15 protein-coding genes are annotated in these 12673 nt (G+C 57.3%); all 15 read right to left on the bottom strand.

Annotation, left to right across the window (positions count from 1 at the left end; translation table 11 throughout):
- Positions 1-83: 83 nt before the first annotated feature.
- Positions 84-773: a 7-cyano-7-deazaguanine synthase QueC gene (queC, locus tag ALO64_RS17670; RefSeq protein ID WP_002554648.1), complete on the bottom strand. Its 690-nt coding sequence runs from the start codon at positions 771-773 to the stop codon at positions 84-86.
- 1 nt (position 774) lies between these two features.
- Positions 775-1422 carry a 7-carboxy-7-deazaguanine synthase QueE gene (queE, locus tag ALO64_RS17665; RefSeq protein ID WP_002554649.1) on the bottom strand — a complete coding sequence of 216 codons (648 nt, stop codon included), beginning with the start codon at positions 1420-1422 and terminating at the stop codon, positions 775-777.
- 171 nt (positions 1423-1593) lie between these two features.
- Positions 1594-2412 (bottom strand): tol-pal system protein YbgF, encoded by an 819-nt coding sequence (gene ybgF, locus ALO64_RS17660; protein WP_054991767.1) that lies wholly within the window; start codon positions 2410-2412, stop codon positions 1594-1596.
- Positions 2413-2418: 6 nt separating this feature from the next.
- Complete coding sequence (gene pal, locus ALO64_RS17655; protein ID WP_044345057.1) at positions 2419-2919, bottom strand: peptidoglycan-associated lipoprotein Pal; 501 nt, start codon at positions 2917-2919, stop codon at positions 2419-2421.
- Positions 2920-2971: 52 nt separating this feature from the next.
- Positions 2972-4222 (bottom strand): Tol-Pal system beta propeller repeat protein TolB, encoded by a 1251-nt coding sequence (gene tolB / locus ALO64_RS17650; protein WP_217996279.1) that lies wholly within the window; start codon positions 4220-4222, stop codon positions 2972-2974.
- A gap of 47 nt (positions 4223-4269) precedes the next feature.
- The gene (gene tolA / locus ALO64_RS17645; RefSeq protein WP_044345055.1) at positions 4270-5340 is read right to left on the bottom strand and encodes a cell envelope integrity protein TolA; all 1071 of its coding nucleotides are present in this window, start codon (positions 5338-5340) and stop codon (positions 4270-4272) included.
- Positions 5340-5804, bottom strand: a complete 465-nt coding sequence (tolR, locus tag ALO64_RS17640) for a protein TolR (RefSeq protein WP_002554654.1) — start codon at positions 5802-5804, stop codon at positions 5340-5342. The genes tolA and tolR overlap by 1 nt, the downstream gene beginning before the upstream one ends.
- A 14-nt stretch (positions 5805-5818) precedes the next feature.
- Entirely contained in the window at positions 5819-6514 is a 696-nt protein-coding gene (gene tolQ / locus ALO64_RS17635; protein WP_002554655.1) for a protein TolQ, read from the bottom strand.
- Complete coding sequence (gene ybgC, locus ALO64_RS17630; RefSeq protein ID WP_005733346.1) at positions 6504-6971, bottom strand: tol-pal system-associated acyl-CoA thioesterase; 468 nt, start codon at positions 6969-6971, stop codon at positions 6504-6506. Before ybgC ends, tolQ begins: the two co-directional genes overlap by 11 nt.
- Positions 6972-7104: 133 nt before the next feature.
- Complete coding sequence (gene ruvB / locus ALO64_RS17625) at positions 7105-8166, bottom strand: Holliday junction branch migration DNA helicase RuvB (RefSeq protein WP_002554657.1); 1062 nt, start codon at positions 8164-8166, stop codon at positions 7105-7107.
- Positions 8167-8775, bottom strand: coding sequence for a Holliday junction branch migration protein RuvA (gene ruvA / locus ALO64_RS17620; protein WP_044345054.1), 609 nt, complete (start codon positions 8773-8775; stop codon positions 8167-8169). It abuts the gene before it with no gap.
- An 87-nt stretch (positions 8776-8862) separates the two neighbouring features.
- Positions 8863-9387 carry a crossover junction endodeoxyribonuclease RuvC gene (gene ruvC / locus ALO64_RS17615; protein WP_004657902.1) on the bottom strand — a complete coding sequence of 175 codons (525 nt, stop codon included), beginning with the start codon at positions 9385-9387 and terminating at the stop codon, positions 8863-8865.
- A 130-nt stretch (positions 9388-9517) separates the two neighbouring features.
- Positions 9518-10264: a YebC/PmpR family DNA-binding transcriptional regulator gene (locus ALO64_RS17610; protein WP_005733344.1), complete on the bottom strand. Its 747-nt coding sequence runs from the start codon at positions 10262-10264 to the stop codon at positions 9518-9520.
- A gap of 116 nt (positions 10265-10380) precedes the next feature.
- Positions 10381-12156: an aspartate--tRNA ligase gene (gene aspS / locus ALO64_RS17605; RefSeq protein ID WP_002554661.1), complete on the bottom strand. Its 1776-nt coding sequence runs from the start codon at positions 12154-12156 to the stop codon at positions 10381-10383.
- A 280-nt stretch (positions 12157-12436) separates the two neighbouring features.
- A partial coding sequence (locus ALO64_RS24535) for a ribbon-helix-helix domain-containing protein (protein ID WP_235805012.1) occupies positions 12437-12673 on the bottom strand: 237 nt, incomplete at its 5' end.

Here is a 12673-nt window from a genome sequence, read left to right as displayed (position 1 = left end):
ACCAACTGAGCTAACGACCCTCTGTTGTGTGGCGCGTATATTACTGATTTTTATCAGTAATTCAACACCTTTTTCAAAAAACTTTAAAAATAACGTGTCGGGTCTGCCATGCCGGCGGCTGTGAAGCCCTCGGCGCGCAGGCGACAGCTGTCGCATTTGCCACAGGCTCGGCCCTGGTCATCAGCCTGATAGCAGGAAACCGTCAGTGAGTAATCGACCCCCAAAGCAGCGCCTGCCTTGACGATGTCCGACTTGCTCAGGTTCTGCAGCGGCGCTCTGATTGTGAACCCCTGCCCTTCCACACCAGCCTTGGTCGCAAGGTTGGCCATGCGCTCGAACGACTCGACAAACTCGGGACGGCAGTCGGGATAGCCTGAATAGTCCACGGCATTGACGCCGATGAAGATATCCCGTGCACCCAGCACCTCTGCCCAGCCCAGCGCCAATGATAGGAACACCGTGTTGCGTGCCGGTACGTAAGTTATCGGAATGCCTTCAGAGGGCGACTCCGGCACGGCGATGGAGCTATCGGTCAATGCCGAGCCGCCAATGCCGTTGAGGTTCAGGCCAATGACCTTGTGCTCGACTGCACCCAGATCGCGGGCAACGCGCGCTGCGGCATCCAGTTCGGCGCGATGACGCTGGCCGTAGTCGAAGCTCATGGTGTAGCAGGCGTAGCCTTCTGCGCGGGCCATGGCGACGACGGTTGCAGAATCCAGCCCACCGGACAGCAGGATCACGGCTCTTTTTTCGGTATTGGTCAATTCACTCATGTCAGCGCCCCGGCTCGTCATCCCAAAGAATTTTATGCAACTGCATCTGCAACCGTACCGGCAGATTGTCGGCAACGATCCAGTCCGCCAGATCACGACCTTTAAGCTCGTGGTGACTGGCAGAGAACAGGACTTCGCCCGCACGGCGTTCAAGACCGTACTGAATCAGCTTGGAGACGGCCCAGTCATAATCTTCGCGCGAGCAAATCACGAATTTTACCTGGTCATTTCTCGTCAGCAGCTCGATGTTCTCGTAACGGTTACGCGAGACTTCCTTTGACCCAGGGGTCTTGAGGTCCACAACGCGACTTACACGAGGATCGACTGCCGAGATATCAAGCGCGCCGCTGGTCTCCAGTGAGACCTCATAGCCAGCATCACAAAGACGCTTGAGCAACGGGATGGCATTGGGCTGAGCGAGCGGCTCACCGCCGGTCACACAGACATAGCGAGGACGATAGGCCGCCACTTGCCCAACGATGTCATCCAGCGTCTGGATGGTCCCACCGCTGAATGCGTAGGCACTGTCGCAATACTGACAGCGCAATGGGCAGCCGGTCAGGCGGACGAATACGGTAGGCAGGCCAGCCGTACGGGTTTCACCCTGCAACGAGTGAAAGATTTCGGTGATGCGTAATGTGTCTTGCATATCAGCCACGGGCGTAACAGCTAAACAGGCCGTCCGCCTCCGTCAGGCACTTCAAAGGACCCTGCAATCGCAGAATCCGGAAAAGCGTAGGGTGTACCGGAATTTCGGGTGCGAGATTCTAACGAAAAAAGCCGCGACTAGCGCGGCTTTCTTGATCAGCGGGTCAGAACATCAAAGACGCTGAAGATCTCGTTGCGCCAATTGTGCAGCTGAGGTGCCCGGATACTGGGCGACTACTTGCTGCAATATGCCTTTTACCTTGTCGGTGTGACCGAGACGACGCTCGACGTCAGCCAGCTTGTACAGCGAGTCAGGCACCTTGGCATGCTTCGGATACTGCTGACTGACCTTGGCGAACGCCTGACCGGCACCCTGAAGGTCACCTTTGGCCAGATTCACTTCACCCAGCCAGTATTGGGCGTTGCCCGCGTACGAGCTGTTCGGGTATTTGCGCAGGAAAGCGGTAAAGGCCTGACTGGCCTTGTCGAAATCCTTTGCCTTGATCAAATCAAAGGCCGCTTCGTAATAAAGCTTTTCCTTCGCCGGGTCAGGAGGCTCGGTGCCTGCTGCCGGTGCCTGCTGAGCCGCTGAGGCCGAAGGCGTCCCACTGGCGTCGATAGCGCCACCAGAAGGTTGAGAATTATTGGTAGCCGGAGCGGCTGCGCCACTGGCTATGCGTTGATCGAGTTCCTGATAACGCTCCAGAGCTTCCTGCTTCATGCGCTGGATATCATTCTGCTGGACCTCAACAACACCGCGCAAACGCGCGATTTCGTCCTGCATTTGCTGCAATTGCATGAACAGCTGACCTTGTGCCGAGGCAGGGGCCGTAACCCCTCCCCCGGCATAGGCGCCGGACGTGCCATAACCCGCTGGCGGATAACTGCTGCTGCCAGAGCCAGAATTGTTATCGACCACAGGTGCCGCACCCAACGCTGAAAGCGGAAGGGCGAGGGCCAAAACGGTTAGAGCACGTCGGCACGTTCGCATGTCAAATTACTTACGCAGTTCGACGCGACGGTTTTGAGCCCAGGACTGCTCGTCGTTGCCGGTAGCAACTGGACGCTCTTCGCCGTAGGAAACCAGTTCCAGCTGAGCTGGGGAAACACCTTGCAGAACCAGGTAGCGTTGAACGGCTTTCGCACGACGCTCGCCCAGTGCCATGTTGTACTCGCGAGTACCACGTTCGTCGGTGTTGCCTTCCAGAACAACGCGAGCGCCGTTAGCTTTCAGGTCTTTTGCGTGCACGTCCAGGGAGCGCATGGCTTCTGGCTTCAGGTCCGAACTGTCGTATTCGAAGTAGAAGGTAGTGATTGCGCGCAGAGCAGCTTCTTCGCTCAGGGAGCCGTCAACTGCACCAGTGTTGGTGCCGTAACCAGCGTTAGGGTCAACAGCACCGCCTGCACCGGCATTGTCGCCGCCTTTGGAAGAGCAACCTACAGCTACAGCCATGGCCAGAGCCAGCGCAGCAAATTTACCAAACTTCAGCATTTCCATCTTGAAACTCCTAATGAACCCCAGTGTGTTAAGCAAATCGTGTAGCGCCGCGTCAGTTCAGGTAAGGGGACCAGGAAGGTTCTCTGACTTCGCCTTGAGCGGTAGGAAGCGGGAGCCTTACGCGTCCATTAATGGACACGAGCATCAAGACTCCCCGGCCCTGCTGGCGGGTGGCGTAGATTACCATGGTGCCGTTGGGCGCAACAGTAGGCGACTCATCAAGGTTGCTATCTGTGAGAATTTTTACGCTACCGCGGGCCAAATCCTGCACTGCCACCTTGAAATTAGTGAAGCCGTCCTGCCGGTGAATCATTACCAGCGTCTTTTCATCCGCTGACAATTTCGGGTTGGCGTTGTAGTTACCCACGAACGTTACACGTTCGGCACCGCCGCCATTAATGTTTGTCTTGTAGATCTGTGGCTTGCCGCCACGGTCCGACGTGAAGTATAGCGTAGACCCGTCCTTTCCGAAGAAAGGTTCAGTATCAATCGAAGAATCGTTGGTGACGCGGCTCAATTGGCGCGAAGCCAGATTGATTACGTAGATCTCCGGGTTACCGTCCTTGGACAGAACGAATGCCAGCTTGCTGCCATCCGGCGACCATGCAGGCGCGCCATTCAGGCCTTCAAAATTGGTGATCTGCTCACGGCGACCGGTATCGATGTGCTGAACAAAAATGCGCGGGCGCTTCTGTTCGAACGATACATAGGCAATACGCTTGCCGTCCGGCGCGAAACGTGGCGACAGGATTGGCTCACGCGATTGCAGCAGGGTTACTGCCCGAGCACCGTCGTAATCCGAACGCTGCAAGGTGTAACGCGTGTTGTTCTCGGAGAAACGCTCGGCCGTCACGTAAAGCATGCGGGTAGAAAACGCGCCCTTGATGCCGGTGAGCTTCTCGAACGACTGGTCGGCAATGTAATGCGCCATGTCCCGCAGTTGATCGTTGGTACCCGACACGTTACCGGTGAGAACCTGTTGCTCGGTGGCTACGTTAAACAGAGCGTACTGGATCTGCAGACGTCCGCCGGCAGGCGTGATGTTGCCGACCATGACGTACTGGGCACCCAGCGCTTTCCAGTCACGGAAAATGACTTCACTGGCCTGGGTCGGCAAGCTGATCATGTTCTGCTTTGGAATCGGCGCGTAATAGCCGGAGTTGCGCAGATCGTTGCTGGCGATTTCCGCCATGTCTTCCGGCAGTACGTTACCGCCCTGCCATCCGAATGGCACAACAGCAATCGGTGCTGCACGGTCACTGCCGCTGGTGACCAGAATGTTCTTTTCTTCTGCCGACACCATTGCGGATGCGAAACAGAGAACGACCAGCAGTCCTCGAAAAAGGTTGATCACAAGGCTAGATCTCCAGGTGTGAATGTCATCTTGAATGAACGATAGGGAGCGAAGTCAGCCGGCTTCAGACCCTGCATTTCTGTCAAACGTCCAATGTTCTTCACCGCAGCAACCGCAGAGCTGTCGAACGGCCCGTCACCACTGGACTTGGCAATCGATACTGAAGCAATCGTACCGTCCGGCAACATGCCGATCTGCAACGTTACCGACATGTTGTTACGTGCCGATGGTGGACGACTCCAGCCTTCGGAAGCCCTGACACGAATCAGGTCATCGAAACTGCCAGCCGTTTCATCGCCCCGCTCGTCAGCCAAAGCCTGTTGCCGTTCCGGTTTATCGGACAGCAAATCGGCCAGTGCCTGCGCCTTCTTGTCTTCAGCGGATTTGCGAGCTGCTTCCTGCGCCTTCTTGGCGGAATCTGCAGCAGCTTTTTTCTTCGCGTCCTCGGCAGCCTTTTTCTTGGCGTCTTCTGCGGCCTTTTTCTTGGCCTCATCAGCAGCCTGTTTCTTGGCTTCCTCGGCGGCAGCTTTCTTGGCGTCTTCCTCGGCTTTTTTTTTTGCCTCTTCTTCGGCCTTTTTCTTGGCTATATCAGCCTGCTGCTTCTCTTCAAGCTTTTTGGCGTCGGAAACCTTCTTGGCTTCATCGGCTTTCTTGGCATCGTCAGCCTTTTTGGCCTCCTCTGCTTTCTGTTCGGCCTTTTTGGCTTCGTCGGCAGCTTTCTGCTCTTCGGCTTTTTGAGCAGCCTCTTCTTTCTTTTGTTCCGCAGCTTTTACAGCTTCCTGTTTGAGCTGCTCGATCTTTTTCTGCTCCAGCTGTTCGACTTCAGTTTGTCGCGCAGCGGTTTTCTTCGCCTCACCGGCAATCTTCTGGTTGGTCTGGGTAGTGGCCTGGCTCTTGGACTTGAGCTGATAGAGCGTTGCCTGAACGATAGGCTTGGCTTCGGGCAGATCCGGAGTCATCGCAAAGCTGACGAACAGCATGCCAAAGATCAGAATATGCAATGCCACGGCCCAGACACTGGGCCAGAAGTAGCTTTCCGAGGCGGACGGCTCTCGAATCGGCTGCATCAGGGTGCCTCGGTAATCAAGCCAACATTCCCGACCCCAGCCTTCTGCAGCCCGCCCATCGTGCCCATGACCGAGCCGTAATCGACGGTCTTGTCACCACGAATGAAAACCTGCGTCTGCTTGCCTGCGTCACGACCGGCAGCGACGATCTTGGTCACGGCGGCAGTCAGTTGCGGCAGGGTCATTGCCTTGTCCATCTGTTTGTCGGTATCGACTTCGCTGCCAAGGTTCCAGTAATAGGTCTTGTCAGCTTTGATCGAAATAGTCAGGACCTGATTGTTGTTGTCTTGCGGCAAAGCCTCGCTGGAGACCTTGGGCAAGTCGACTTTCACGCCCTGGTTGATCATGGGAGCCGTCACCATGAAAATCACGAGCAACACCAGCATCACGTCGATGTAGGGCACTACGTTCATTTCGGCGACCGGCTTGCGTTTTCTGCGACGATCTCGAGCGATTAAAGCCATGGGAAATTACCTGCTCACTCTTCGCTGGTGTGCACTTTACGGTGCAGGATGGCCTGAAACTCGTCAGCGAACGTGTAGTAACGGCTGATCAAGGTCTCACTGCGCGCGGCGAAACGGTTGTAGGCAATAACGGCCGGGATAGCTGCGAACAGGCCGATGGCCGTTGCAATCAGTGCCTCGGCAATACCCGGTGCCACGGTAGCCAGCGTTGCCTGCTGGGCAGTTGCCAGACCGCGGAAGGAGTTCATGATCCCCCAGACAGTACCGAACAGACCGACATACGGGCTGGTGGAGCCCACGGTCGCCAGATACGGCAGACCTGCTTCGAGCTTTTCTTCCTCACGGGAAATAGCTACACGCATGGCGCGCGCCACACCTTCCATGACCGCATCGGGATCGACACCGGACTGCTGACGCAGGCGGGAGAATTCCTTGAAACCAGCACGAAAGATCTGCTCTACGCCAGAGTCCGGATCGGGATTGCTGCCCGCCTGACGGTACAGCTTGGACAGATCGATACCCGACCAGAAACGCTCTTCAAAGCTGTCCAGTGCACGCCGACCTGCACGCAGCATATTGCTGCGCTGAAAAATCACGATCCACGAAGTGACCGAAGCGGCCACCAGAATCAGCATTACCAACTGAACAACAATGCTGGCATTGCTGACCAAACTCCACATGGAGGAATGGTCGACGACGTTAGCTTCCACGCTTTATCTCCTGCTCTGAATGTATGCCCGCGCCGCCCTGGTCGGCGAAGGCCGCTCGCAGAGCTTCGGGAATGGCCCGGGGTTTAAAACTATCGGCGCGTACACACGCCACCAGGAACTGCCCTTCACAGAGCAGCGTTGCATCCGACGCCCGCCTGATCTGCTGTTGAAAGCGCAGGCTGACACGGTTCAATTCGGTTACTTCTGCACTGACAAGCAACTCGTCATCCAGCCGCGCGGGCTTGTGATAACGCGCGTCACTGGAGTGCACGACAAATAAAAGGTTTTCCTGCGCCAGTTCGGATTGGGCAAAGCCCAATTCCCGCAGCCGCTCGGTACGAGCCCGCTCCATGAATTTCAGATAATTGACGTAGTAGACGATGCCGCCGGCATCGGTGTCCTCGTAATAAACGCGACAGCGATGTGCGAACGACTGAACCCCGTTTTGCGCGCGCATACTCTAGAGCTTACTCCTCAGGTTGCCAATCGGGTCAGGCAACTGTTTTTCAACGTTTTGCCACTTATTACCGGTATCGGCGGCAGGACTGCCAATGTGACCACGCCGACCGCAAATAAATTGCAAAACATTGCTATAAATCCGCCGGATCATCGACCACATCGTCCGCCACCGGCATCTCCCCCATCCTGGAGGGAATATTCAGCCCGAAATGCAGGTACGCATGACGGGTGACCACACGTCCACGCGGCGTGCGCATGATATAGCCTTGCTGGATCAAATAGGGCTCGAGCACATCCTCAATTGTGTGACGCTCCTCGCTGATGGCCGCCGCCAGGCTGTCGACACCGACTGGCCCGCCATCGAACTTCTCGATCATGGTCAGCAGCAGACGCCGGTCCTGATGATCGAAGCCATGCTCGTCGACGTCCAGCAGGTTCAAGGCCTTGTCGGCAGTCTGCCGGGTGATCTGCCCATTGCCGCGCACCTCGGCGAAATCCCGTACCCGACGCAACAAACGGTTGGCGATCCGTGGCGTACCACGGGCGCGCCTGGCAATCTCGAAAGCGCCTTGCGGCTCGATGACCAGCCCCAGAATACCCGCCGAGCGCGACACGATCGTCGACAAGTCGGCAATATTATAAAACTCGAGCCGCTGAACGATCCCGAAACGATCACGTAACGGATTGGTCAGCATGCCCGCGCGCGTAGTCGCACCGACCAGCGTGAACGGTGGCAGATCAAGTTTGATAGAGCGCGCGGCGGGACCCTCACCGATCATGATGTCGAGCTGGAAGTCTTCCATTGCCGGATACAACACTTCTTCGACAATCGGCGACAAACGATGGATCTCATCGATGAACAACACATCGTTGGGCTCAAGGTTGGTCAGGATTGCGGCCAGATCACCGGGCCGCTCGAGCACCGGCCCGGAGGTGCTCTTGATCGAGACACCCATTTCCTGAGCGATAATATTGGCCAGCGTGGTCTTGCCCAGACCGGGCGGCCCAAAGATCAATGTGTGATCCAGCGCCTCATTGCGGCCACGGGCAGCCTGGATGAACAGTTCCATCTGCTCGCGTACGGTCGGCTGGCCGATGTAGTCCGCAAGGCTCAGTGGCCGAATCGCACGGTCCATCTGTTCATCACGATCACGGCCGCCAGCGGCGGTTATCAGACGGTCGGCGTCTATCACTTAACCCATCCCCTTCAACGCACGGCGAATCAGATACGCACTGCTCAAATCTTTTTCCTTGATGGCGGAGACAGCCTTGCTCGCCTCCTGCGGCTTGTAACCCAGCGAAATCAGCGCGCTGACTGCGTCGGATTCGGCCGACGCCACAGGCTCGGCCTGATTCGGACCATTGGAAACCAGCGTAAAGGTGCCTGGCAAGGACTCCCAGGCCTTGAACCGATCCTTGAGCTCGACCAGCAGACGCTCGGCGGTTTTCTTGCCTACACCGGGAATACGAGTCAGCGCCGATGTGTCCTGCGCCTGAACGCAACGCACCAGCTCATCGACCTCCAGGCCCGACATCAACGCCAGCGCCAGCTTGGGGCCGACCCCGTTCAGTCGGATCAATTCACGGAACAGCTCGCGCTCGCGTTTTTCATAGAAGCCATACAACAGATGCGCGTCCTCGCGGACCACCAGATGGGTGTGCAATGTCACTGTCTCGCCGACATGCGGCAACCGATACAGCGTCGTCATCGGCACTTCCAGCTCATAGCCGACACCATTAACATCCAACACCAGATGCGGAGGCTGTTTTTCGGCGAGAGAGCCGCGTAAACGTCCAATCACGTTTCAGATCCTTTCGTGTTGCCTGTCGCTTGCGCGAAGAAGAAATTGAACACAGTCATCATAAAGACACAGGTGCTCATGATGCAGTCACAGGCGCAAACGGCCGCCGCGACTTCGCGCGGTGCTCAACCCGTGAGGAATCAGGCTGGAGCGCGTGTGCGCATGACACAGCGCGATAGCCAGGGCATCGGACGCGTCAATCTGAGGCTTCTGGGTCAATTTGAGCAAATGCATGACCATCATCATCACCTGCTCTTTATTGGCACCGCCAGTCCCTGCTACTGCCTGCTTGACCTGAGTGGCAGTGTACTCGGCAATTTCCAGCGCCTCCTCGGCACCCGCCACGATGGCCGCGCCCCTGGCCTGCCCCAGCTTCAGGGCTGAATCGGCGTTGCGCGCCATGAAAACCTTTTCGATGCCCATCGTCACCGGCCCGTAGGTCTTTATGACCTCACGCACCCCGCGATAAACGATCTGCAAACGTTCGTGCAATTCACCACTGCCGGTACGAATGCACCCGGAAGCGACGTAGACACAACCGCGCCCGGTGTCACGTACCACGCCATAGCCGGTAATTCGAGAACCGGGGTCGATACCAAGAATAAGAGTCATAACGCCTGCAGCTTGAGAAGGTGACGCAAAACAATAGGTGCAGCATAAAGGAAGAAGCCGGAGGCCGATAGCTGCGTGATGCTCACAGCTTCGCTCCCCCGGCTTCTGACTCGGTGTTACCTGTCGGCGATCAGCCCAGTTGCTCCATGACGTCGTCCGGAATTTCCGCGTTTGAATAGACGTTCTGCACGTCATCCAGGTCTTCAAGCATGTCGATCAGCTTGAGGACCTTCTCGGCGGTCTCCAGATCAAGCACTGCGCTGGTTGTCGGCAACATGACAATTTCTGCGTCGGAAGCCTTGAAACCTGCGGCCTCAAGAGCGTTACGCACGGCATAGAACCCGGAGAACGACGTAAACACATCGATCGAGCCATCGTCGTTGGTCACGACATCATCGGCGTCAGCTTCCATGGCAGCCTCGATCAGGGAATCCTCATCGACGCCGGCAGCAAAGGAAATCTGGCCCTTGCGATCGAACAGATAAGCCACGGAGCCGTCAGTACCGAGGTTGCCGCCACACTTGGTGAACGCATGGCGAACGGCCGCGGCGGTACGATTACGGTTGTCAGTCATGGTTTCGACCATGATTGCCACACCGCCCGGGCCGTAGCCCTCGTAACCCAGCTCCTCGACATCGTCACCGTCGGACGCGCCCACGCCTCGCGCGACCGCACGATCAATGGTGTCACGGGTCATGTTTGCACCAAGCGCCTTGTCCAGCGCCAAACGCAGACGCGGGTTGGAGCCAGGATCGCCGCCGCCCTGACGCGCAGCAACGGTCAGTTCACGAATCCACTTGGTGAAAATCTTGCCTTTCTTGGCATCCTGACGCTCTTTGCGGTGCTTGATGTTCGCCCACTTAGAATGACCTGCCATTTTTCGCTCCAGATTCTTTTTGAAACACCTTCACCTTTCGCCCTGAACAACGAGGCAAAAAGCTTCACTCAATAAGGGCAGATACAGGGCGTATCGACGATACGCCCTGCCCGGCATCACTCGGCCTTTGGCTGCTCGCGCAGACGGATATGCAGCTCGCGCAACGCTTTGGCATCGACAACGCCAGGCGCCTGGGTCATGACGTCGGCGGCGCTCTGGGTTTTCGGGAACGCAATCACTTCACGAATCGATTGCGCGCCGGTCATCAGCATCACCAGACGGTCCAGACCAAACGCCAGACCACCGTGCGGCGGAGCGCCGTATTTCAAGGCGTCGAGCAGGAAGCCGAACTTCTCCTGCTGCTCGTCTTCGGCGATACCCAGCAGACGGAAGACCGCCTGTTGCATTTCCTTGCGGTGGATACGAATCGAACCGCCGCCCAGCTCGGTACCGTTAAGCACCATGTCGTAGGCACGCGACAGCGCCGTCGCCGGATTGGCTTCCAGTTCTTCGGGCGTGCACTTGGGTGCCGTGAAGGGATGGTGCAACGCTGTGAAGCTGCCGTCGTCGTTTTCTTCGAACATCGGGAAGTCGACGACCCACATCGGTGCCCACTCGCACGTGTGCAGCTTGAGGTCGTTACCGATCTTGATGCGCAGCGCGCCAAGGGCTTCGCTGACGATCTTGAACTTGTCCGCGCCGAAGAAAACGATATCGCCATCGACCGCACCCACGCGATCAAGGATGACGTTCAGGTTGTCTTCCGGGATGAACTTGACGATCGGCGACTGCAAGCCTTCCGGCCCCTTCGCGCGCTCGTTGACCTTGATGTAGGCCAGGCCCTTGGCACCATAGATGCTGACGAATTTGGTGTAGTCGTCGATCTGGCTGCGCGCCATGCTGGCAGCGCCCGGCACACGCAGTGCGGCAACACGCCCCTTGGGGTCGTTGGCCGGACCGCTGAACACCTTGAACTCGACGCCGGTAAGCTGGTCGGCAACATCCACCAGTTCCAGCGGGTTACGCAGGTCTGGCTTGTCGGAGCCGTAGCGGCGCATGGCTTCTTCGAAGGTCATGTGCGGGAAATCACCGAACTCCAGGTCCAGCACTTCCTTGAACAGCTGACGAACCATCTTCTCGGTCAGACCGATGATGTCCTCTTCATTGAGGAAACTGGTCTCGATGTCGATCTGGGTGAATTCCGGCTGACGGTCGGCACGCAGGTCTTCGTCGCGGAAGCACTTGGCGATCTGATAGTAGCGGTCAAAGCCAGCCACCATCAGCAATTGCTTGAACAACTGAGGCGACTGCGGCAGGGCGAAAAAGCTGCCCGGGTGTGTGCGACTTGGAACCAGATAGTCGCGAGCACCTTCCGGTGTGGCGCGGGTCAGGATCGGCGTCTCGACGTCGAGAAAGCCGTTGTCATCCAGATAGCGGCGGATGCTGGTGGTGATGCGCGAACGCAGACGCAGCTTCTCGGCCATTTCCGGACGGCGCAGGTCGATAAAGCGATAACGCAGGCGTGTTTCCTCGCCGACGTCGGAATATTCATTCAGCGGGAATGGCGGAGTCTCGGACTCGTTCAGCACTTCGAGTTCGTAACCCAGAACCTCGATGGCACCCGACGCCATATTCGCGTTCACGGCACCTGCCGGACGAGCGCGAACCTTGCCCACGACCTTGACCACGTACTCGCTGCGCACGCGGTCAGCGGCGGCGAAGCTGTCGGCACGATCAGGGTCGAACACGACTTGAGCCATGCCTTCACGGTCGCGGATATCGAGGAAGATAACGCCTCCGTGGTCACGACGACGGTGGACCCATCCGCAAAGGGTAATTTCCTGGCCTTCCAGACTCTCGTTCAGTTGGCCGCAATAATGGCTGCGCATCATGATGGTGTTTTCACTTCTCGTAATTCGAATTCGGTGGCGCTTTCGCTCCTGGCTTGCGCTCAGTGGTACACGGCACCGGCACAAGACTAAAGCCAGCCCTGGCCCACGCAGAGTCACGCCCGCTAGCAAGACGGAGGATTATATAGAGTTAATTGGCACCGTGCAGCCGAACGAACCTATCACGGCCGGATAAGTTCGTGACCGCCCCCAGCTCGGTCGCGCTACGAGGGAAACGCAGGCACGCCGAAGCGGGCCTGCAGGAATGAGGGTGAAGACCACTCTAAACGTGGGTATTTTCCACGTGAGCATCCTTCAGCAGATGCGCAACACAGACAACGCGAATCAGACCGCTGAAGTTTTTTACACCTCCATGACGTAAGTGAACCTCTCGATCAATGTAGGACAATACCGCATTAACAGAACACTCATTGGAACTTGCAATGCCTGACAGAATGTTCCAATACACGTTCTCCAGGCGCAGGCAGGTGGCCAGACCATTTAGGGATTCTCCGATCAA

Source organism: Pseudomonas meliae, assembly GCF_001400515.1.
Lineage (GTDB): Bacteria > Pseudomonadota > Gammaproteobacteria > Pseudomonadales > Pseudomonadaceae > Aquipseudomonas > Aquipseudomonas amygdali.
This window is presented reverse-complemented; position numbering and strand designations above follow the sequence as displayed.